The sequence below is a fragment of the Streptomyces bacillaris genome, assembly GCF_003268675.1.
In the GTDB taxonomy this organism is placed as follows: Bacteria; Actinomycetota; Actinomycetes; order Streptomycetales; family Streptomycetaceae; genus Streptomyces; species Streptomyces bacillaris.
In genome coordinates, this window is the sequence record NZ_CP029378.1 from 4,839,803 (window position 1) to 4,861,701 (window position 21,899).

At 72.6% G+C, this 21,899-nt stretch carries 19 protein-coding genes and 1 pseudogene; 12 read left to right on the forward strand and 8 right to left on the reverse strand.

Annotation, left to right across the window (positions count from 1 at the left end):
* Positions 1–7: 7 nt before the first annotated feature.
* Genes DJ476_RS21035 through ectA form a run of 6 tightly spaced genes read left to right on the forward strand, consistent with a single transcriptional unit; the run spans position 8 to position 3,748 of the window.
* Positions 8–427: a holo-ACP synthase gene (locus tag DJ476_RS21035; RefSeq protein WP_167480395.1), complete on the forward strand. Its 420-nt coding sequence runs from the start codon at positions 8–10 to the stop codon at positions 425–427.
* Complete coding sequence (locus tag DJ476_RS21040; protein WP_103418506.1) at positions 424–861, forward strand: hotdog fold domain-containing protein; 438 nt, start codon at positions 424–426, stop codon at positions 859–861. Before DJ476_RS21035 ends, DJ476_RS21040 begins: the two co-directional genes overlap by 4 nt.
* On the forward strand, positions 861–2,465 hold the full coding sequence (locus tag DJ476_RS21045; protein WP_112491295.1) for a class I adenylate-forming enzyme family protein: 1,605 nt from the start codon (positions 861–863) through the stop codon (positions 2,463–2,465). Before DJ476_RS21040 ends, DJ476_RS21045 begins: the two co-directional genes overlap by 1 nt.
* 6 nt (positions 2,466–2,471) lie before the next feature.
* Positions 2,472–2,759, forward strand: coding sequence for an acyl carrier protein (locus DJ476_RS21050; protein ID WP_103418508.1), 288 nt, complete (start codon positions 2,472–2,474; stop codon positions 2,757–2,759).
* Between the two features lie 48 nt (positions 2,760–2,807).
* Positions 2,808–3,209 (forward strand): ectoine synthase, encoded by a 402-nt coding sequence (locus DJ476_RS21055; RefSeq protein WP_070203672.1) that lies wholly within the window; start codon positions 2,808–2,810, stop codon positions 3,207–3,209.
* Positions 3,206–3,748 (forward strand): diaminobutyrate acetyltransferase, encoded by a 543-nt coding sequence (gene ectA / locus DJ476_RS21060; RefSeq protein WP_070203673.1) that lies wholly within the window; start codon positions 3,206–3,208, stop codon positions 3,746–3,748. Before DJ476_RS21055 ends, ectA begins: the two co-directional genes overlap by 4 nt.
* Positions 3,749–3,805: 57 nt before the next feature.
* On the opposite strand, the gene DJ476_RS21065 is transcribed toward ectA, so the two are convergent.
* A complete protein-coding gene (locus tag DJ476_RS21065) occupies positions 3,806–4,846 on the reverse strand; it encodes a GlxA family transcriptional regulator (protein ID WP_318294759.1) in 1,041 nt (346 codons plus the stop codon).
* A 71-nt stretch (positions 4,847–4,917) separates the two neighbouring features.
* Between DJ476_RS21065 and DJ476_RS21070 the strand changes: the two genes are divergently transcribed.
* Both DJ476_RS21070 and DJ476_RS21075 read left to right on the forward strand, forming a co-directional pair.
* Positions 4,918–6,285: an MFS transporter gene (locus DJ476_RS21070; RefSeq protein WP_103418510.1), complete on the forward strand. Its 1,368-nt coding sequence runs from the start codon at positions 4,918–4,920 to the stop codon at positions 6,283–6,285.
* A gap of 267 nt (positions 6,286–6,552) precedes the next feature.
* Positions 6,553–7,704 (forward strand): cytochrome P450, encoded by a 1,152-nt coding sequence (locus DJ476_RS21075; protein WP_103418511.1) that lies wholly within the window; start codon positions 6,553–6,555, stop codon positions 7,702–7,704.
* Between the two features lie 114 nt (positions 7,705–7,818).
* Here DJ476_RS21075 and DJ476_RS21080 read toward each other — a convergent pair whose 3' ends face one another.
* From DJ476_RS21080 to DJ476_RS21110, 7 genes and pseudogenes are all read right to left on the reverse strand, one after another.
* Positions 7,819–9,081, reverse strand: a complete 1,263-nt coding sequence (locus DJ476_RS21080; protein ID WP_103418512.1) for a cytochrome P450 — start codon at positions 9,079–9,081, stop codon at positions 7,819–7,821.
* Positions 9,078–9,692, reverse strand: a complete 615-nt coding sequence (locus DJ476_RS21085) for a GTP-binding protein (protein WP_070203678.1) — start codon at positions 9,690–9,692, stop codon at positions 9,078–9,080. Before DJ476_RS21085 ends, DJ476_RS21080 begins: the two co-directional genes overlap by 4 nt.
* Positions 9,673–10,026, reverse strand: coding sequence for a DUF742 domain-containing protein (locus tag DJ476_RS21090; protein WP_053560921.1), 354 nt, complete (start codon positions 10,024–10,026; stop codon positions 9,673–9,675). Before DJ476_RS21090 ends, DJ476_RS21085 begins: the two co-directional genes overlap by 20 nt.
* The gene (locus DJ476_RS21095) at positions 10,023–10,439 is read right to left on the reverse strand and encodes a roadblock/LC7 domain-containing protein (protein WP_018492802.1); all 417 of its coding nucleotides are present in this window, start codon (positions 10,437–10,439) and stop codon (positions 10,023–10,025) included. Before DJ476_RS21095 ends, DJ476_RS21090 begins: the two co-directional genes overlap by 4 nt.
* 142 nt (positions 10,440–10,581) lie before the next feature.
* Positions 10,582–12,483 (reverse strand): annotated as a pseudogene (locus DJ476_RS21100) (ATP-binding protein); the annotation flags it as partial.
* A 484-nt stretch (positions 12,484–12,967) separates the two neighbouring features.
* A complete protein-coding gene (locus tag DJ476_RS21105; protein ID WP_241565585.1) occupies positions 12,968–14,434 on the reverse strand; it encodes an MFS transporter in 1,467 nt (488 codons plus the stop codon).
* A gap of 387 nt (positions 14,435–14,821) precedes the next feature.
* Positions 14,822–15,454: a histidine phosphatase family protein gene (locus DJ476_RS21110; protein ID WP_103418592.1), complete on the reverse strand. Its 633-nt coding sequence runs from the start codon at positions 15,452–15,454 to the stop codon at positions 14,822–14,824.
* 375 nt (positions 15,455–15,829) lie between these two features.
* Here DJ476_RS21110 and DJ476_RS21115 point away from each other — a divergent pair, with 375 nt between their 5' ends.
* From DJ476_RS21115 to DJ476_RS21130, 4 genes are all read left to right on the forward strand, one after another.
* Complete coding sequence (locus DJ476_RS21115) at positions 15,830–16,618, forward strand: ABC transporter ATP-binding protein (RefSeq protein WP_032780862.1); 789 nt, start codon at positions 15,830–15,832, stop codon at positions 16,616–16,618.
* Entirely contained in the window at positions 16,615–19,200 is a 2,586-nt protein-coding gene (locus DJ476_RS21120; protein WP_103418515.1) for an ABC transporter permease, read from the forward strand. Before DJ476_RS21115 ends, DJ476_RS21120 begins: the two co-directional genes overlap by 4 nt.
* Positions 19,201–19,580: 380 nt before the next feature.
* Positions 19,581–19,889, forward strand: a complete 309-nt coding sequence (locus DJ476_RS21125; RefSeq protein ID WP_112491298.1) for a hypothetical protein — start codon at positions 19,581–19,583, stop codon at positions 19,887–19,889.
* Positions 19,890–19,905: 16 nt separating this feature from the next.
* Positions 19,906–21,894, forward strand: a complete 1,989-nt coding sequence (locus DJ476_RS21130) for a BTAD domain-containing putative transcriptional regulator (protein WP_112491299.1) — start codon at positions 19,906–19,908, stop codon at positions 21,892–21,894.
* Positions 21,895–21,899 lie beyond the last annotated feature (5 nt).

Genomic DNA, 21,899 nt, shown 5'->3' on the forward strand with positions numbered 1-21,899 from the left:
GACGGGCGTGGGCCTCGATCTGCTCGACCGCACCGAACTGGACCGGCTCACCACCCGCCGCTGGTTCCTGCGGTACTGCTACGCCCCCGAGGAGATCGAGCGGGCCCACCGGCTGACCGGACGGCGGCGCCAGGAGTATCTGGCCGGGCGGTTCGCCGCCAAGGAGGCCGTGCTCAAGGCGCTCGGCCGGGGTCTGTTCCAGGGGGTCGCCCCGCGCGACATCCTCGTGGGCCGCGCCGCGGGTGGAGCCCCGCATGTGGAGTTGCGCGGCTCGGCGGCAGAGGCCGCACCCGGCGCCACCGTCCTGATCTCGATCACCCACAAGGGCGACGCGGTCGCGGCCGTGGCGCTCACCGTCCCCCGCGACGACATCCCCTGCGACGACATCTCCCGTACCCACGACAAAGAGGAAAGGAGGGCCTCGTGACGCCCACGAACGACGTCGAACGGACCGGTGGTGAACCCGAACCGCTCACGGTCGGCCTGCGCGTCAGGATCGGCCAGGAGGAGGCGCACTACGGCGGCCGACTCGTCGACGGAGCCCGCATCCTGCGGCTGTTCGGCGATCTGGTCACCGAGGTCACCATCCGGAGCGACGGCGACGAGGGGCTCCTCACCGAGTACGCCGACATCCGCTTCACCGCCCCGGTCCACCCCGGCGACTACATCGAGGCGACCGGACGCGTCGTCCGCTCCACCAAGCTGCGGCGGTTCGTGGAGCTGACGGCCCGCAAGGTGATCGCCGCCACCGACGAGGGCCCCAGCTCCGCCGCCGTACTCCCGGAGCCGGTCACGGTCTGCACGGCCCGTGCCACGACCGTCGTCCCCCGGAAGACCCCCACGGCGAAGGGAGGCCGCTGATGTCCGACGCCGACGTACTGCACACCCTGCTCGACGAGGCCGCGGCAGCCGTGCCCGACGACCGGGTCGCCCTCACTTCCGCCACCGGCTCACTGACGTACGGCGAACTCGCGGCGGCCACCGTCACCGCCGCGCACCGGCTGCGCCACGAGGGGGTGCGCCGGGGCGACCGGGTGGTGATCTCCACGCCCGACCCGCTCGCCGCCGCCGTCGCCGTACACGCCGCGTCCCGAACGGGCGCCCTCTTCAGCGTGTTGCACGAGCAGGTCCGCGGCCGGCCGCTGGAACACGTGCTGACCGACTGCGAACCGGCCGTGATGGTCACCGACGACCCGGAAGCGGCCGCGACGGCGGCGGCCCACGGTGTACGGGTACTGGCACCGCAGGGCCTGCGTGAACCAGCTCCAGACCGAGGCGAGTTGGGAGGCAGGCCACTCCCCGGGGACAGGCCACTTCCCGGGGACGGCCCGCTCCCCGTGGACGGGGCCTGCCTCATCTACACCTCCGGGACGACCTCGCTGCCCAAGGCCGTCGTCTGCACCCACCAGCAGATGCTCTTCGCCGCCCGCGCCATCCACAGCGCGCTCGGCTACCGCGCGGACGACGTCGTCCACAGCCCGCTGCCGCTCTCCTTCGACTACGGCCTGTACCAGGTGTTCCTGACGTTCCTCGCCCGGGCCCGGCTGCACCTGGGCAGCGTCGCCGAGGCCGGGCCGCCGCTGCTGCGGAGCCTGGAGCGGAGCGGGGCCACGGTGCTGGCCTCCGTCCCGTCCGTCACCGACCGGCTGGCGTGGCTGGTGCGCCGGGCCCGGCGGCCGCCCCGGCTGCGGCTGCTCACCAACACCGGGGCGGCCCTGGACCCGGGCACGGTCGCCGCGCTGCGGGAGGCGATCCCCACGCTGAAGGTCCAGCTCATGTACGGGCTGACCGAGTGCAAGCGGACCACGATCATGCCGCCCGACGGGGATCTGGAGCGGCCCGGGTCGTCGGGGCGGGCCCTGCCCGGCACCGAGGTCTTCGTCGTCGACGAGGACGGGACGCGGCTGCCGCCGGGCGAGGTCGGCCAGTTCGTGGTGCGCGGCCCGCACGTCATGGCCGGGTACTGGCGGCGGCCGGAGCTGACCGCCGAGCGGTTCCCGCGCGCCGACGGCCTCTTCCCCGAGCTGCGCACGGGGGACTACGGGTGGCTCGACGAGGACGGCTACCTGTACTTCTCCGGGCGCCGCGACGACCTCTACAAGGAGCGCGGCTTCCGGGTCAGTGCCACCGAGGTGGAGGCCGCCGCCCGGCGGGTGGCGGAGGTGGCCGACGCGGCGGTGCTGACACCGGGGCCCCGGACCGGCGGCCGGGCCGTGCTCGTCGCGGTGACCCCGCTGGACCCGGCCGACGTCCTGGACCGGATGCGCGGGTTCATCGAGGAGTACAAGATCCCGCGCCGCTGCGTCCCCGTGGCGGCGCTGCCCACCAACGGCAACGGCAAGGTCGACCGGCGCGCGCTCGCCGACCTTGTGGATGCCGGTACCAGCGGCCGTGCCGGCACCGGTGCTCGTACCCGTACGGAAGCTGACGCCGACGACTCCGTAACGACCGACCGGAAGGGATGAACACGTATGGACCGCACCGATGTGACCACCGCTCTGGAGACCGCGCTCAGCACGGTGCTCGACCGGCCCGTGACCGAACTGCGGGGCGGGACACGGCTCTTCGACGATCTGCACCTCGACTCCACCACGATGCTGGAGATGCTGATGGAGCTCGAGGACTCGCTCGGCCTGGAGGTCGACCCCGAGGAGCTGGACGCCGACGACTTCGAGACCGTCGACACCTTCACCGACTTCGCGCTCGCCCGACTCGCGGGCGAGCAGGCGGAACAGAGGGGTTCGGGGAAGGCCGCCTGATCACCGCGTCGTAGCCGTTCCATCAGCCGAGGGAAGGAAGAAACCGGAATGATCGTCCGCTCCTTCAAGGACATCGAGAACACCGACCGGCACGTCAGGTCCAAGTCCGGCACCTGGGAGAGCAAGCGCATCGTGCTCGCCCGGGAGGGTGTCGGCTTCTCGCTGCACGAGACCACGGTGTACGCGGGCACGGAGACGTCGATGTGGTACGCCCACCACATCGAGGCCGTCCTCTGCGTCGAGGGCGAGAGCGAGCTGACGAACGACGAGACCGGGGAGACGCATCTGATCACCCCGGGCACCATGTATCTGCTCGACGGGCACGAGAAGCACACGCTGCGGCCCCGGACCGACTCGCGCTTCATCTGCGTGTTCAACCCGCCGGTCACCGGGCGGGAGGACCACGACGCCGACGGCGTCTACCCGCTCCTCACGGAGGAGGCCGTATGACCGCCCCCGCGGCTTCCTCCACCGGAACCCCCGCCTCCGCCGCCCGTGTCCGGCCGGAGTTCCGGACCCCGCGCGTCGAGGACGCGCCCGCGCTCTGGGAGCTGGTCGACGGGACCGACGAACTGGACAACAACAGCCCGTACTACTACGCGCTCTGGTGCCGGGACTTCGCCGCCACATCGCTCGTGGCCACCGTTGACGACGAGGTCATCGGCTTCCTCACCGGGTACGTCCGGCCCGATGAGCCGGACACCTATCTGGTGTGGCAGGAGGCGGTACGGCCCCGGCACGGCATCCCGATGCTCGGCGTGCAGCTCTTCGACCGGGCCGCCGACCGGGCCGTGGAGCAGGGGGCGCGCTTCATCGAGGCCACCGTCTCCGCCGACAACAAGGCCATCATCATGGTGCTGAAGAAGGTCGCGAAGCGGTACGCGGCCGAGGTGGAGACCCGGGTCCTCTTCCCCGGTGACCTCTTCCCGGGCGAGCACCACGACGAGGTGCTGTACCGGATCGGCCCGCTCGCCCCACGGGCGGGGTGAGCCCCTACCGGGTGAGCCCCTGAGCCGGGTGAGCCCATGAGGGAGCCGCGTACCGCATCACCCCGTTCCGGTCTCCTCCCCGGCCCCGCGGAAGGTGGTGCGGTACGCGCGCGGCGAGACCCCGAGGGCCTCGCGGAAGTGGAGGCGCATCGCCGTGCCCGTACCGAAGCCGGCCGCCGCGGCGATCCGGTCCACCGGCTGGTCCGTCCGCTCCAGGAGGTGCCGGGCGTGGTGCAGCCGCTGGGCGGCCAGCCAGCGCATCGGGGTCTGGCCGGTCTCCTGGAGGAAGCGGCGGCTCAGCGTCCGTACGCTGACCGCCGCCTCCCGGGCCAGGTCCTCCAGCGTCAGCGGCTCGCCCAGGTGGCGCAGGGCGTAGGTGCGGGCGGCGGCCGTGGGGCTGGCGCCCGGTTCGGGGACGGGCTGCTCGATGTACTGGGCCTGGCCGCCGTCCCGGTGCGGGGGGACGACGGTGCGCCGGGCGACGGTGTTGGCGATCTCGCTGCCGTGGTCGCTGCGGATCATGTGCAGACAGAGGTCGATCCCGGCGGCGACGCCCGCCGAGGTGAGGACGTTCCGGTCGTCCGTGTAGAGGACGTCCGGGTCGACGTCGACCTCCGGGTAGAGCGTGCGCAGCTCGTCGCAGGACTTCCAGTGCGTCGTCGCCCGCCGCCCCGCCAGCAGCCCGGCCGCCGCCAGGACGAACGTGCCCGTGCAGATCGACGCCACCCGGGCCTCCGCCGGGATCCGGGCGAGCGCCCGGCGCACCGGCTCCGGGACCCGGCCGCGCTCCTGCGGGCCGTAGTCCTCCACCGCCGCCGGTACGAGCACGGTGTCGGCGCTCTCCAGCGCCTCGGGGCCGTGGCGCACGTTCACGGTGAAGTCCGCGTCCGTGGGGATCTCGCCGGGTTCGACGGCACAGGTCACCACCGAGTACAGCGGGCGGCCGGTGGCGTCGAGGGCCGTGCCGAAGAGCCGGTGGACGATGCCCAGCTCCATCGGCAGCAGCCCCGGACGTACCAGCGTGACCACCCGGTGCACCGCCCGGTCGGGTTGCGTGCTCTGCCCCCGTTGCTCCTGCTTTTCGCTCCCTGTCGCCATGGCCAGATTGTTTCACTCCATGTCCAGCTGGCCAGTGGTGGACGATCGCCGACCTGCCGAGGATGAGGAACATGGACGAAGAAACGACCGGAAACACCGAGGCGCCCCGGCCCCGGGGGATCCACCGCGCGTGGTGGGTCGCCGGTGCCGCCGCGCTCGCCATCGTCGTCGCGGGCGCCTTCTCCACGATGCCCGGCATCCTCATGAACCCGCTCCAGCAGGAGTTCCACTGGTCGCGCGGGACGATCGGGGTCGCCTCGGCGGTGAACATGGTCCTGTACGGGCTGACCGCACCGTTCGCTGCCGCCCTGATGGACCGCTTCGGCATCCGCCGGGTGGTCGTCGCCGCCCTCAGCACCGTCGCCGCCGGATCGCTCCTCACCACCGTGATGACCGCGCCCTGGCAGTTCACCCTCTTCTGGGGCTTCCTCGTCGGCCTGGGCACCGGCTCCATGGCCATGGCTTTCGGCGCCACGGTCACCAACCGCTGGTTCACCACCCGGCGCGGCCTGGTCACCGGGATCCTCTCCTCCGGCAGCGTCTTCGGGCAGATGGTGTTCCTGCCCGCGCTCGCCTGGACCATCGACCACTACGACTGGCGGCCGGCCCTCGTCACCCTCGCGCTCGTCGCGCTGGCCGTCGCGCCCGTCATCTGGCTGGTGCTGCGCGACCACCCGGCCGACATCGGCCGGAACCCGTACGGCAGCACGGAGTTCGTCCCCAAGCCGCCGCCCGTCGGCGGGGTCGCCCGCCGCACCCTCGCCGTGCTGCGCGACGCGGCCCGCACCAAGCCGTTCTGGCTGCTCGCGGGGGCCTTCGCGATCTGCGGGGCCACCACCAACGGCATCATGTGGACGCACTTCACCCCGGCCGCCCACGACCACGGCATGGCCATCACCACCGCGTCGACCCTGCTGGCCCTCATCGGCGTCTTCAACGTCTTCGGCACCATTGCCTCCGGCTGGCTCACCGACCGCAAGGACGCCCGCAGGCTGCTCGCCGTCTACTTCGCCCTGCGCGGGGTGCTGCTGGTGCTGCTCCCGCTGATGATGGCCGCCACGGTCAACCCGGCGATGATGGTCTTCGTGGTCGCCTTCGGCCTTCTCGACCTGGCCACCGTCCCGCCGGTCATCGCGCTCTGCCGCACGTTCTACGGGGACGACAGCGCCATCGTCTTCGGCTGGGTCAACGCGGCCCACCAGGTCGGCGCGGCCCTGGCCGCCTTCCTCGGCGGCGCGGCCCGGGACGCCTTCGGCAGCTACGACCCGGTCTGGCTGCTGCTCGGCGCCGCCTGCGCGCTGGCGGCCCTGGTCTCGCTGACCATCCGCCGCGGCTCCGCCCACCGCTATCCGTACCGCTCCCCGTCCGGCACCCCGGACCAGGACCAGGACCAGGACCAGGCCCACGCGCAGGTGCCTTCCGGCAAGCGTCAGCCGTGAAGCGGTTCGGCCGTCGTCCCGGCCGCGGACCGTGGCGGCCGGTCCGGCGGGGGTTGCGGGGGCACCGCCGCCCGGTGCTGTACGCCCTGGGCGATGACCGGGGATTTCCTGACCGGTGGCTCTTGCGTATATCTGCCGGTGCGAGCTGAATTGGTGCTGCACCTCGCAGTTCCCCGTTCTCCGCGCAAAGGAGTGGTCATGACGGTCCGAACACCGGACATTCTGTCGCCAGAGTTCGAGAGAGACCCTTATCGGGCGTATCGGCGGATGCGTGATGACGAGCCCCTCATCTGGCACGAAGCCACGAACAGCTACATCGTCTCGCGTTATGAGGACGTCGAGCGGGTCTTCAAGGACAAAAAAGGCGAGTTCAGTACGGAAAACTACGACTGGCAGATCGAGCCGGTGCACGGCCGGACGATTCTCCAGCTCAGCGGGCGCGAGCACGCCGTGCGCCGGGCCCTGGTCGCCCCCGCCTTCCGGGGCAGCGACCTCCGGGACAAATTCTTACCGGTCATCGAGCGCAATTCGCGCGAGCTGATCGACCGATTCCGTACCACCGGGTCCGTCGACCTGGTCACCGACTACGCCAGCCGTTTCCCGGTGAACGTCATCGCGGACATGCTGGGGCTCGACAAGTCCGACTACGACCGGTTCCACGGCTGGTACACCGCCGTCATCGCCTTTCTCGGCAATCTCTCGGGCGACCAGGAAGTCATCCGGGCGGGCGAACGTACGCGGGTGGAGTTCGCCGAGTACATGCTGCCGATCATCCGCGAGCGGCGCGAGGCGCCGGGGGACGACCTGCTGTCGGTCCTCTGCACGGCGGAGGTCGACGGGGTGCGGATGAGCGACGAGGACATCAAGGCGTTCTGCAGCCTGCTGCTGGCGGCCGGGGGCGAGACCACCGACAAGGCCATCGCGGCCATCTTCGCCAACCTGCTCCGCCACCCGGACCAGCTGGCGGCCGTCCGGGCCGACCGCGAGCTGATATCCCGGGCCTTCGCGGAGACCCTGCGCTACACGCCACCGGTCCACATGATCATGCGGCAGTCGACCACCGAGGTCGCCCTCAGCGGCGGCACCGTACCGGCGGGCGCCACGGTCACCTGTCTCATCGGCGCCGCCAACCGGGACGGGAAGCGCTACCGGGACCCCGACTCCTTCGACATCTTCCGCGAGGACCTGGCCGCGACGAACGCCTTCTCGGCGGCGGCCGACCATCTGGCCTTCGCCCTGGGCCGCCACTTCTGCGTCGGCGCCCTGCTGGCCAAGGCCGAGGTCGAGATCGGGGTCGGCCAACTGCTGGACGCCATGCCCGACATCCGCCTGGCCGACGGCTTCGACCCCGCCGAGCACGGGGTCTTCACCCGGGGGCCGCAGAGCCTGCCGGTCCGGTTCACCCCGATCTCCGGCTGACCGGGAGGGGTGCGGGCGGCCGGAGCACGCCCTCCGGCCGCCCGCACCCCTCAGGCCCGCCCGCGCCCGGAGCGCGTACGTCGGCCGCCCGCGCCCCTCAAGACCCCGGGGCCCCTACTGCGTCACCGGGCTGAAGACCACCGGCAGCTCCGACAGCCCCCGCATCCAGACCGACGGCCGCCAGCGCAGCGCCTCCGGCTCCACCGCGAGCATCAGGTCCGGCAGCCGTTCCAGCAGCGTCTCCACCGCCGTACGGGCCATCACGTCCGCCAGCAGCGGCGCCGGGTAGGGGCAGCGGTGCTCGCCGTTGCTGAAGGACAGGTGCGCCGCGTTCTCGGCGCCGACGTACGACTCCGGCCAGATCTCGGGGTCGGTGTTGGCCGCGGCGATCCCCAGCACCAGGCAGTCACCGGCCCGGATGTGCCGCCCGCCGAGCTGGATGTCCCGGACGGCCCAGCGGCCGATGAAGTTCTGCGTCGGAGTGTCCAGCCACAGCACCTCGTTGAGCGCCTCGCCGACGCTGAGCCGGCCGCCGGAGACGTTCAGCGCGAACCGCTCGTCCGTCAGCAGCAGCCGGAGCGTGTTGCAGATCCAGTTGGCCGTGGGCTGCTGGGCGGCGGCGATCACCGAGATCAGGTCCTGGACGATCTGCTCGTCCGTCAGCCCCTCCGGGTGGGTGACCAGCCGGGAGGCGACATCGGGGCCGGGAGCCGCGCGCCGCTCCTGGACCAGCTGCCGCAGCCGGTCGCCCACCCGCCCGTAGGCGGCCACCGGGTCCTCGCCCTCACCGGCGTCCAGGGAGATGCGCAGGTCGTCGACGAGCTGCGCGGTGTCGTCGCCCGAGAGGGGCATCCCGCACAGCTGGACCACCGCCCGCATCGGCAGCGCGTGCACGTACTGGCTCATCAGCTCGGTACGGCCGCTCCCGGCGAAGGCCGAGATGAGCTGGTCGGCGATGTGCCGGCAGTCGCGGGCCAGCTCGAACTGGTCCACGGTCTCCAGCGCCTCGGTGATCACCCCGGCCCGGCGCCGGTGCTCGTCGCCCTCGGTGAAGAGCACCGACGGCTGGTAGCCGACGTAGGGGAGCAGCGGCCAGTCGGCGGGGATGTTCTCCCACTGGTTCCAGCGGCGGGAGTCCCGGGCGAACAGCTCGTCGTGCTCGGTGACGTAGGACAGCTCCGCGTAGCCGAGCACCAGCCAGGCGGGGATGTCCCCGTCCAGGAGCACCGGGGCCACCGCGCCGTGCTCCGACCGCAGCGAGCGGTACAGCTCGGTGGGCGTCTGCTGGTAGGAGGTGCCGGAGAGCCGCACCGCGCCCCGGTCGGCCGGGCAGCCGGGGGCGGTGGTGGGATCGAAGGCGGGGCTGGAGGTGCTCATGCGGTCGCCTCCCGGGCGAGGGCCATGGTGCGCAGGTGGTCGACGAGGGTGATCAGCACGTTCTTGCTGGACGTCCGGATCCGGGCGTCGCAGTCGACCATGGGGACGTGCGGGGGCAGGGCCAGGGCCTGACGGATCTCGTCGAGGGAGTACGTGGTGTCGTGGTCGAACCGGTTGACCGCGACCACGAACGGGGTCCCGTGGTGCTCCAGCCGGTCGATCGCGTACCAGGAGTCGTCCATCCGGCGGGTGTCCACCAGGACCACGGCCCCCAGGGTGCCGGAGAACAGCCGGTCCCACAGGAACCAGAACCGCTTCTGGCCCGGGGCGCCGAAGAGGTAGAGCACCATGCGCTCGTTGAGGCTGATGCGGCCGAAGTCGAACGCCACCGTGGTGGTCGTCTTCCCGTCGACCCCGCTGGTCTCGTCGACCCCGACGCCCGCCTGCGTCATCAGCTCCTCGGTGTTGAGCGGGCGGATCTCGCTCACCGAGTGGACGAGGGTGGTCTTGCCCACCCCGAACCCTCCGACGACGACTATTTTCAGTCCGGTCTCCGCCGCGTCCGCCAGCGGTGTGCGCTGAGCGGGCAGTTCAGAGCCTACGGAGTCCATGGAGCACCTCCATCAGCAGCTCGGAGTCGGGCAGTGCGGCGGCGGCCGCGGTCCGGGGGTGGCGGGCGGTGATCCGGCCCGCGGTGTGCAGGTCGTCGAGGAGGATGCGCACCACGGTGACGGGGAGGGAGAGTTCCGCGGCGATCTCGACGACGGCCGTGGGGTGCCGGCAGAGCTCGAGGATGCGGACGTGCTCCGACTGCATGCCCGTGGTGGGCCGGGACTCGGCGACGACGAGGGTCACCAGGTCGAAGGAGTCCACGGCCCGGCTGCGTCCCCCGGTGACCGTGTAGAGCCGGTCGGGGGACCCGGTGTCGACGGGCCGGAGGGTCATGACCGCCCCCCGGGCGCCCCGCCCCGTGGCGCGGCCCGCAGATGGTCGCCGATCTGCTCGACCATCTGCGTCATCTGGTGGCCCACCACGCTCGGGTCGGCCTCCTCCGAGGCGACCACGGCGAGATGGGCGCCCTCGCCGGCCTCGACGATGAAGAGCAGCCCGCCGTGGAACTCGGTCATGGAGTGCCGCACGCCCCCGGTGCTGTCCCCGAACTCGATGGACGCCCCCTGGGCCAGGGCCTGCATGCCCGAGCAGATGGCGGCGAGCTGGTCCGCCTGGTCCAGGGTGAGGTGTTCGGTCCAGCAGAGCTTCAGCCCGTCCCGTGACAGGGCCAGGGCGTGACGCGTTCCGGGGGTCTGCTCCAGCAGCCTCTGCAGGAGCCAGGTGAGGCTGGTGTCTGTGGTCTGCATGATGTGGCGGGACCGTGCGGGCCGGTAGGCCGGCTGTCGGCCCGTACCTCCAATCTCGGAAGGTTCGAGCGGGGGCGTCCGGTGCGCCGGACACGGGGGCGGGAGCGCTACGGGGCGCCGGGGGCGGTGCGGCCGGCCCGTCCGGGGCGGCGGGTGGCGGCGTGGCCGCACCGCCCTGGGAGGCGGGGTCCGCCTGGGGGCGGCGGCCGCGCTGGAAGGCGCCGAACTGCTGGGCCGCGGTGCGCGGCGGGGCCTTCGGGGCGCCGCCGTCCGCCGGGGACGGCGAGGCGGGGGCGGCCCGGTGGCGTCCCCGCTCCCGCTCGGCCTCGCCCATGGTCCGGCCGGGGGTGCGCACGGGGAGGCCGTTGGGCGTGGACGGGGCCGCGGGGCGGACCGGCGCCACCGTCGGCTCCACCGGGCGGGCCGTCTCCCGTACGTACTCCGGGAGGCTGCCCGACGGCCCGTGCGCGGCCGGAGCGTGGTCCGGGGGAGTCAGGGGTACGGGGGTGAGGTCCGGGGGCGTCGCGGGTGCGGGGAGGGACCGCAGGTCCGTACCGGTGGGGGGCGTCACCGAGGTGGCGGGCGGCGGCACGGAGGCGTCGGCCGTGACCGGGGGACGGACCGGCGCCGCCGTCGGCAGGCTCGGGCTCTGGTGGTCCTCGCGGTTCTGCTGGGCGATGAGCTGACGGGGCAGCAGGACGACCACGCCCGTACCGCCGCGGGAGGACGGGCGGTAGTTGACGCTGATCTGATGCTTCAGCGCCAGCTGCCCGACGACGGCCAGGCCGAGCCGGGTGCCCTGGAGGGTGGCGAGGTCGGTCAGCCGGCCGGAGACGGAGTCCGCCGCCCGGCGCATGGCGGCGTCGGCCATCTTCAGACCGCTGTCCTCGATGGTGACGACGATGCCGGTGCCGCGTTCCTCGACGTAGACGTGGACCTCGTCGATGGGCGGCGAGAAGTTGGCGGCGTTGTCCATCAGTTCGGCCAGGAGGTGCATGACGCTCTCGGCGGCGAAGCCGGAGATGGCGGCGGTGGACGAGCAGTGCAGCCGTACCCGCTGGTAGGCGGCGATGCGCCCGACCGCGCCGCGCAGGATGCTCTCCATGACGATCGGCCTGTTCCAGGCGCGGCTGGGCCGTCCGCCCATCAGCAGGGCCAGCCGGTCCGTCATCAGGCCGAGCTGCGAGGTGCTGTGGTCCAGCTTCAGCAGGTCGCCGAAGACCTCCTCGCCGTGACGTTCCTGCATGGCGCGCAGGTCGGCGAGCATGCTCACGGCCTTCGCCTGGACGCGGCTGAGGGCCTTGGCCGAGGCGGTCTGGGCGGCCAGCGCGCGGCGTTCGCTGAGCGCGAGTTCCCGGACCACCGACTCGGCCGACGTCCTCAGCAGCGGGTGCTCGGGCAGCACGGTCTCGGCCCGCACCGAGGCGCCGGACTCCCCCGCGCGCAGCCGGGCGGTCACCGACGGCAGCGTCTCCCTGGTGAACCGTTCCACCTGCGCGGTCATGGCCTCCAGCTCCTCGCGGAGCCGCGCGATCTCGGCCCCCAGCTCCTCGCGCAGCTGGGCGTTGGCCGCCTGGAACGACGCGGCCTGCTGCCCCTGTTCCTCGACGGTGGCCGCGACGATGTGCAGCAGCTTGCGGTGGCGCTGGCTGCGCGGCGGGGGCACCTGGTCGAGGGCGGCGGCGGTGTTCCAGCCGCCGCGCACCAGCCTGACCACGGCGGGCAGCGCCACGTCGGAGGTGTGGGCCGCGTCCGCTTCGAGGGCGGCCGTCGACGCCTTGAGCCGGTCGGCCTCGACGATCCGCTCGGTGGCCGTCCGCTGCGCCCGCCGGACGAGCCGGTGGGCCGTGGCGAGGGTCGCGGCCAGGAGCACCCAGGCGGTGACGGTGACGGCGGCGGTCCAGCCGCGCGTGCCCTGCGGCGCCAGCACGAGGGCCACGATCCCTGCCACCGCGCTCAGCGCCGGCAGGGCCCAGACCGGGGCCGGAACGGCCCTCGGTGCCTTCGTCGGTCGCCGCGGTGTGGGGGGTTCTGGTTTGGGCATCGGTGCGGGTCCCTCAGTTCATGCCGAGCAGAAGGTGTGAGCCGCCCCGGAACCCTGACCACGGAGATGGGGGGAGAGAGGTGAGGCGGGAAAGGCCCCTGTCCGGCAGGCAGCGACCTCATCGTAGCCATCCTGGAGCACGCAGTGATCTGCTGAGCGGCATAGTCCGGTGGCAGGACAAGATTGTCGTGAACTGTGCACCGCAGCACATTCGTTGCGCGGTGAGTGGTACACCCTGCGGAGAAGGCCGAAATGCGAGGACAAGTACGCTTCGGCAGGTCCGGCGGTGGGCGGGGGAAGGGCGGAACGGCCGCCCGAGTATTCGGGCGAAAGCGCGATATGCGCGGGGCGTTGACTCTTACGAGGGTTGTCTTTTCAGTCAATCTGCAAGAAATTCAAGGGCTATTGGGCCCGCTTTATTGACTCGTGTAAATGTCGGGAAGGTACCACCCCGACAGCCGGGGGGCGCTGCCCCGGGCGCCCCCTACGGCCGCCGGTCCTCCGGCTCCGTGATGACCGGGAAGCGGCGCGGGGCGAGGACGACGAGGGCGAGCAGGGCCAGGGCCGCCGCACCCGCCGCGCCGATGTAGACGTGGTCGACCGCCGCGTCCACCGCCCGGCGCAGCTGGTCCGTGGCCGCCGCCGAGAGCGCGCCCGGGTCCTCCAGGGTGCGCGCGACCGCGTCCAGGTCGTCGGGGAGGCCGGGGGCGGGGGCGTCGAGGAGGCGGGCGGCCAGCACACCGTTGGCGACGGCGCCGAAGACGGCCGCCCCGACGCTCTGGCCGACCTGGCGGCAGAAGAGGACGGACGCCGTCGTCGTACCCCGTTCCGCCCACCCCACGGTCGACTGCACGCCCACGATCAGGGGGAGTTGGAAGAGGCCGAGGGCCGCGCCGAGGAGCAGCATGATCAGGGCGGGCTGCCAGGGTTCGCCGGGGTAGGGGAGCAGCGGGAAGGCCAGCAGGACCAGCAGGGCGGCGCTCATGCCGATGATGGCGGTGAGGCGGAAGCCGATGCGGTTGTAGACCCGGTCGGAGAGGGCCGCAGAGACCGGCCAGCTCAGGGTCATCACGGAGAGCACGAAACCGGCGGCGATCGGGCCGAGGCCGAGCACCGACTGCGCGTACGTGGGGAGGAAGACGGTCGGCGCCACCATCAGCAGCCCCATCGCGCCCAGCGCCAGGTTGACCGAGGCGATGGTGCGGCGGCGCCAGACCCACCCGGGGATGATCGGTTCGGCCGCGCGCCGCTCGATGACGACGGTCAGGGCGGCCAGCGCCGCGCTCGCCGCGAAGAGCCCGAGCGAGGGCGCCGAGAGCCAGGGCCAGGCCACCCCGCCCTGCACGAGGGCGGTGAGCAGCAGGGTGCCGGTGGCGAAGACGGCGAGGGCGCCCGCCCAGTCGATACGGGGCCGGGTCTTCGGCCGAGGGCGTGCGGGCTCGTGGAGGTGGCGGACGACCAGCCAGAGGGCGAGCGCGCCGACCGGCAGGTTGATGAGGAAGATCCACCGCCAGTCGGCGTACCCGGCGAGCAGCCCGCCGACGACGGGCCCCGCCACCGCCGACGTGGCCCAGACGGTGGACAGCTTGGCCTGGATGCGCGGGCGTTCCTTCAGGGGGTAGAGGTCGGCGGCGATGGTCTGGACGGTGCCCTGGAGGGCGCCGCCGCCGAGCCCCTGGACGATGCGGAAGGCGATGAGCGCGCCCATGTTCCAGGCGAGGGCGCAGAGCAGGGAGCCGACGAGGAAGAGGACGATCCCGGCGATGAGGACCGGCTTGCGGCCGAAGGTGTCGGAGAGCTTCCCGTACACCGGGAGCGTGACGGTGACGGCGAGCAGATAGCCGGAGAAGAGCCAGGAGAAGACGGCGAACCCGCCGAGGTCCCCGACGATCTGCGGGACGGCGGTCGAGACGATGGTGCCGTCGATGGCGGCCAGCGCCATGCCGAGCATGAGGGCCGCGACGACGGGGCGGCGGCCGCGGGGGGTGGTGAGGGCGGCGGGTGCGGGCGGTGGCGGCTCGGACCCGGACGCGGTTACGGGGGCGTCGCCCGGGGCGGCGGGACCACCGGGGCCGCCCGGGGTGCCGGGGGTGGCGGGGCGGCCCGGGGCGCCCGGGGCGCTGGGGCCGCCCGGGCCGGCCGTTCCGTGCGTCCTGTGCTCGCCGTCCGTGCCGCCCACCGGTATTCCTTCCCTATGCACGTATCTCCGGGGGCACTGTCTCATCCCGGCGGCGGGCGCGGGGGCTTTCACGGGATTCCCCGGCCGCCGGGGGCTGCGGCCTGCCCGGGCCCAGGGCTCCCGGGACCTCGGCTCCCTGGCTCCCGCGCCTCCCGGCGGTCAGATGTGCGGCTCGGGCGGGAAGCCGGTCCAGCGCAGGTCGGCGGGGAGGTGGCGCATGTCGTTGGACAGCAGGACGGTGGCGGGGCGGCCGGGCGCGTACCGGATGACGGTCAGGGCGGCGTTGGCGTGGTTGAGGCCGAGCCAGCGCCACGCGGGGGCGTGCATGGCGTCCCGTACGAGCCAGGCGACCAGGAAGTTGTGGGTGACGACCAGCTCGTGACGGTCCTCCTCGCCCTCACCCTCGACCGGGCCGGTGAACAGGTCCAGCGCCCGGCGGGCCAGGGCGGCGCCCTGCTCCTGCTCCTCGGGGGTGGTCCCTTCGAGGAAGCGGAGGAAGAAGTCGGCTGATTCCGGAGGGAGTTCGTCCCTGCGAGGGAAGTGGGGGACGTAGTCCCCGGCCGGCTCCGTGCGGTGGAGGGGGATGCCGTCGGCCAGTTCGGCGTGGATCAGGCGCGCGGTCTCCTCCGCCCGGGGGAGCGGGCCGTGGCGGACGGCCGCGAACGGGACGCCCCGGAGGCGCCGGCCGAGGAGGGCGGCCTGGCGGCGGCCGTTCCCGGTCAGCCCGGACTCGTCCGGGGTGGCCTCGCCGTGCCGGACGAGGTGGAGGTAGCGGGTGGCGGTGGTCGTCATGCCCGGGCCCTTCGAGAAGTCGGTGATCATGTCCTTCCGAGGACGCCGCGCCTCCGCTCCCGGGTTCCCGGCGCGGACCCCGCCGCTCCGCTCGACGGCGACCCTGACCCCGCCTCCGCCCGGAGGACGACTCCCCCTAGGGGGCACCCCCTCATAGTGGCCAGGGCCCCTTCCTCCCGGCGGAGGACGTGGCGGGCGAGGCCGTTTCCTTAACCTGTTCTTACGTCGCACCTGCGGAGCACAGCAGGGGGGAGGGTGGGGAAAACCCCACCTCAAGACTGCGCTGGGCACCATCGCGCCGGACGGTCACCTGAATCCAGACTGAGGAACGTAAAGCAGCGACGTCCAGTCATCGTTCGACATAGGAGATATACCGTGACATCGGCTGTAACCATTCCCAGGCACGGGGGCACTGGAGGGCGTACGGCCGTCGCGGCGCGAGCGCGGCAGGTCGTCAAGGCGTACGGCAGCGGGGAGACCCGGGTCGTCGCGCTCGACCATGTCGACGTGGACATCGCCCGCGGGCAGTTCACGGCGATCATGGGCCCGTCCGGCTCCGGCAAGTCGACGCTGATGCACTGCCTGGCCGGTCTCGACACGGTGACGTCGGGCGAGATCTTCCTCGACGAGACCGAGATCACCAAGCTCAAGGACAAGAAGCTCACCCAGCTCCGGCGCGACCGGATCGGCTTCATCTTCCAGGCGTTCAACCTGCTCCCGACGCTCAACGCGATCGAGAACATCACGCTGCCCATGGACATCGCGGGCCGCAAGCCCGACGCCGAGTGGCTGCGCCAGGTCGTGGAGACCGTCGGGCTCGCGGAGCGCCTCAAGCACCGCCCCACCCAGCTCTCCGGCGGTCAGCAGCAGCGCGTGGCGGTCGCCCGGGCGCTCGCCGCCAAGCCGGACATCATCTTCGGTGACGAGCCCACCGGAAATCTCGACTCCCGGGCCGGCGCCGAAGTCCTCTCCTTCCTCCGCAGGTCGGTCGACGAGCTGGGCCAGACCATCGTCATGGTCACCCACGACCCCGTCGCCGCCTCCTACGCGGACCGGGTCCTCTATCTCGCCGACGGCTCCATCGTCGACGAGATGTACGACCCGACGGCGGACCAGGTCCTCGACCGCATGAAGCACTTCGACGCCCGTGGGCGGACGTCATGACCGTCTGGAAGACCTCCCTGCGCAACTTCTTCGCGCACAAGGGCCGCATGGCCCTCTCCGCGGTGGCGGTGCTGCTCTCCGTGGCGTTCGTCTGCGGCACGCTCGTCTTCACCGACACGATGAACACCACCTTCGACAAGCTCTTCACCATCTCCTCCCCGGACGTCACGGTCAGCCCGAAGAACGCCGGGGAGAGCGACGAGCAGCCCATCGACGGCAAGCCAGCCTCCCTGCCCGCCTCGCTCGTCCAGCAGGTCGGGAAGGCCGAGGGGGTGAAGCGGGCCGAGGGCGCCGCCTTCTCCATGGCGGTCACCGTCGTCGACAGCGAGAACAAGAACATGGGCTCCGAGACCGGCGCCCCCACCATCGCGAGCAACTGGACGCAGAACGACCTTCGTTCGATGGAGATCACCTCCGGACACGCACCCCGTGGCCCCACCGAGGTGATGGTCGACGCCGACACCGCGAAGAAGCACAAGCTCAAGATCGGTGACGAGCTGCGCACCATCGCCGTCACCGGTGACATCAGGGCGAAGATCAGCGGCATCGCCTCCTTCACCGTCACCAACCCGGGCGCGGCCATCGTCTACCTCGACACGGCCACCGCCCAGAAGCACCTGCTGGGCGCCCCCGACGTCTTCACCCAGATCCTGGTGACCGCCGAGAGCGGCGTCAGCGACACCCAGCTCAAGAAGAACGTGGCCGCGGCCCTCGACGGCTCCGCCGCGTACAAGCTCCAGACCCAGCAGGAGGCCGCCGACGCCAACAAGGACGACATGGGCGCCTTCCTGGACGTCATGAAGTACGCGATGCTCGGCTTCGCCGGGATCGCCTTCCTCGTCGGCATCTTCCTCATCGTCAACACCTTCTCGATGCTGGTCGCCCAGCGGACCCGCGAGATCGGTCTGATGCGGGCCATCGGCTCCAGCCGCAAGCAGGTCAACCGGTCCGTGCTGCTGGAGGCGGTCCTCCTCGGCATCGTCGGCTCGGTCCTCGGGGTCGCCGCCGGTATCGGGCTCGCCGTCGGGCTGATGAAGCTGATGAGCGCCGTCGGCATGGAGCTGTCCACCCGGGACCTCACCATCGCCTGGACGACCCCCGTCACCGGCCTCGTGCTCGGTGTCGTCGTCACCGTCCTCGCCGCCTACATCCCGGCCCGCCGGGCCGGCAAGGTCTCCCCGATGGCCGCCCTCCGCGACGCCGGGACCCCCGCCGACGGCAGCTCCGGCCGGGTCCGGGCCGGGATCGGGCTGTTCCTCACCGTGGCCGGCGCGGCCGCCCTGTGGGCGACCGCGCAGGCCGACAAGGCCGCCGAGGGCTCGGGGCTCCTCGCCATCGGAGTGCTGCTGACCCTCATCGGCTTCATCGTGATCGGCCCGCTGCTGGCCGGTGTCGTCGTCCGCGCCCTCAGCGTGGTCGTCCTGCGGCTCTTCGGCCCGGTCGGTCGGCTGGCCGAGCGCAACGCGCTGCGCAACCCCCGGCGTACAGGGGCGACCGGCGCGGCCCTGATGATCGGGCTCGCCCTGGTGGCCTGCCTCTCCGTCGTCGGCTCCTCCATGGTGGCCTCGGCCACCGAGGAGCTGGACAAGTCGGTCGGCGCGGACTTCATCGTCCAGGACAGCGGCGCGGGGAGGCCGATCGTGCCCCAGGCCGCCGAGGCCCTGCACGCCGTGCCCGGCCTGGAGCACATGACGGACTACACCTACCTCAAGGCGAAGGTCACCGCCCCCGACGGCAGGACGGTCGACGAGGGCATCACCGCCACCGACCCGACCTATCAGAAGGACGTCCGCCGCACCGCCCTCTCCGGCGACCTCGCCCAGGCGTACGGGAAGAACGCCATGTCCGTCGGTGAGGACTACGCGCAGAAGCACGGCGTCAAGGTCGGGGACACCCTCACGGTCGCCTTCGCCGCCGGGGAGACCGCGCGGCTGAAGGTCGCGGCCGTCACCTCCGACGACACCAACATCGACCGCGGCGCGATGTACACCAACATCACCACGGCCACCTCCTACATGCCCGCCGACAAGATGCCGCAGAACGTGGCGATGTTCGGCAAGGCCGAGGAGGGCAAGGAGAAGGAGGCGTACGCGGCCCTGAAGACCGCCCTCGCGGAGTACCCGGTCTACAAGGTGCAGAACCAGGCCGACTTCAAGGAGGACCTGAAGAACCAGATCGGCCAGCTGCTGAACATCGTCTACGGCCTGCTCGCCCTCGCGATCATCGTCGCGGTGCTCGGTGTGGTGAACACCCTCGCCCTCTCCGTGGTCGAGCGGACCCGGGAGATCGGCCTCATGCGGGCCATCGGCCTCTCCCGCCGCCAGCTCCGCCGCATGATCCGGCTGGAGTCCGTGGTCATCGCCCTCTTCGGCGCCCTGCTCGGACTGGGCCTGGGGATGGGCTGGGGCACGGCGGCCCAGAAACTGCTGGCCCTGGAGGGGCTGGAGGTCCTGCAGATCCCGTGGCCGACGATCCTCACGGTCTTCGCCTGCTCGGCCCTGGTCGGACTCTTCGCCGCCCTGATCCCGGCCTTCCGGGCGGGCCGGATGAACGTCCTCAACGCCATCGCGACGGACGGCTGAGACTCCGCCACCCCGATACGGCGGGTGGGCCGGGGCGCTCGCCGCCACGGCCGCGGCGGGCGGCCGAGGCACCCGGAAGCCGACCCGGCGACCGGCAGGGCCACCGTCGGCCGGGCTCCCAACTGGCGCCTGGTAAGCCGGAGTTCACCGTAGGATGACCGACAGGCCCCGGGGCGTTCCTCCAAACGCCCCGGGGCCGGACACGTTCCCCTGACAGCGCTCTCCCAGACCGGTGAGCGCTGTCAGCTTGTTGCACGCGCGGTCGCCGCCGTGTGCAGCAAGCTGACACGACTACGCCTCTGCGTCCCCGCCCCGCGCTGGCATCGTCGTCCGTGCCGGGACCCGCCCCGGCACGGACGCCAACGCCGAAAGGGGACAACGTGTTCAGGACTTCGCCCCACCCGAAGCCGCGCCGCTCGCCCCGTACCGCCGCCGCCCTCACCGCCGGGATCGCCCTCGCCGCCGTCACCTTCCTGGCCGGACCCGCGGCGGCCGCCGCACCCCAGCGGACCGCACCCGCACCCGCCGCCCCGGTCACCGTCGCCGCCGCTGCCACCCAGACCTCGCCGGCCGGTGTGCACGAGCCCGTCACCCGGCTGATCTGTACGGGGCTGGCCGGGGTCATCGGCCAGCTGCCGCCGGAATCCGTGCCGGGCCGGGTGTGCAAGCTGGTCAACGGCTGGGACTAGGGCCGGGCCGATCGTGATGCGGTTTCAGCTCCTGGGCCCGCTGGCCCTCGCGGACGGCCCCGATGTCGTCGTCCTCCAGCCCTCCAAGCCCGTCATCCTGCTCGCCGCGCTCCTCCTGAACGCCAACTCCACCGTCTCCGCCGAGTACTTGCAGCGGGCGGTGTGGGGCGAGGACCAGCCCGCCACCGCCAAGGCCGCACTCCAGACCTGCGTCCTGCGGCTGCGCCGGCTCTTCACCAAGCACGGGGTCACCGGCACCTCCATCGAGGCGGTCCCCGGCGGCTACCGGATCACCGCCGGACCTCCCACCCTGGACCTCCTCGGCTTCCGTGACCAGGTGCGCCGGGCCACCGCCCTCGCCCAGGACCCGGAGGCGGAGCTGTACACGCTGAAGGACGCCCTCTCCCTCTGGCAGGGCTCGCTGCTCGCCAACGTACGGTCCGACGTCCTGCACCGGGACGAGGTGCCCCGCCTCTCCGAGGAGCGGCTGCGGGCGGTCGAGCGGGTCTGCGACCTGCTGCTGGGGCTCGGGCGCTGCGGCGAGGCGCTGGTCGACCTGTGGACCGCTACGCGCGTATATCCGGGTCATGAGCGGTTCCACGAACAGCTCATCGAGGCCCTCTACCGCACCGGCCGTCAGTCCCAGGCCCTCGCCGAGTACCGCAGGGTCAAGGGCTTCCTCCTGGACGAGCTGGGCGTGGACCCCTCCCCGTCCCTGCGGCAGCTGGAGCTGTCCATCCTGCGCGGCGAGGACCTGGGGGCCGCCGCCCCCACCGGAACCGTGGCCTCCGTGACCGCCGCACCCGCGCCCGGCGTGTCCGCGCCCGGTGTGCCTGTGCCTGCCCTGGAAGCCGCCGGTGCGCCGGAAGCGGGGCCGTACCCGGCGCCCGCCCCACGGGTCGTCCAGGGCGTGGCCGTCCCGCTCCCGGCCGCCGCCCCCGGGGTCGGGCCCGTCGCCGCCGTGCCGAACTTCACCGGCCGGGCGGCGGAGGCCGAGGCCCTGGCCGCCCGCCTCACCGCCGAGCCGCCCCCCGGCACCGACGGCCAACGCCCCCTCGCCGTGCTGGTCTCCGGCGCCCCCGGCATCGGCAAGACCGCCCTGGCCCAGCACGTCGCCCACCTGGCGCGGGACAGCTTCCCGGCCGGGCGGCTGCTCGTCCGGATGACCCGGGCGGACGGCCACCCCCGTACGGCGGACGAGGTCGCCGCCGACGTGGCCGCCGCGCTCGGCCCCGGCGGAACGGGCGGAACGGGCACGGCGGTCGGGCGGGCGCTGCTGATCCTGGACGACGTGGTCGACGCCGACCAGGTCCGCCCGCTGCTCACCCCCGGCGCTCTGGCGGGAGGCCAGCCCCGGCCGCCCGCCGGAGGAACCCCCGCGGCGGACCCTGAGGGCCCCTACCTGGCCGTCGTCGTCACCAGCCGGATGGGGCTCGGCGGCCTCATCGCCACCCACGGCGGCTGGGTGCACCGGCTGACCGCCTTCACGGAGGCGGAGTCGTACGCGTTCCTGCTCGCCGCCCTCGGCACGGAACGGGTCGAGGCCGAACAGCGGGCCGCCCGCCGGCTCGCCACCCTCTGCGGCCACTTCCCGGCCGCCCTGCGCATCCTCACCGCCCGGCTGCTCACCCGCCCCGGGCTGCGGCTCGGGGACGCCGTCGACTGGCTGGGCGACGACCCGCTGGCCCGGCTCACCCTGACCGACTCCCCGGACCACTCGGTGAGCGGCCTCTTCGACCGTGCGCTCGGCCGTCTCGACCCCCGGCTCTCCGAAGCCCTCCTCCGCATCGGCACCGGACCGCCGGAACTCCTGCGCGAGGCCGGAGGAGTGGACGGCACGGAGGACCACGACCACCCGTCCGTCCCCGAAGACGTACTGGAACAGCTCGCCGACGCCGGGCTCCTGGAGGACGGGCCACCGGGCCCGTACCGCGTCCACGATCTGCTCCGCGCCCATCTGCGAAGAACCGTCCGGATCCGCAACCGCCGCACAGAGAAGGTGTGATCCCC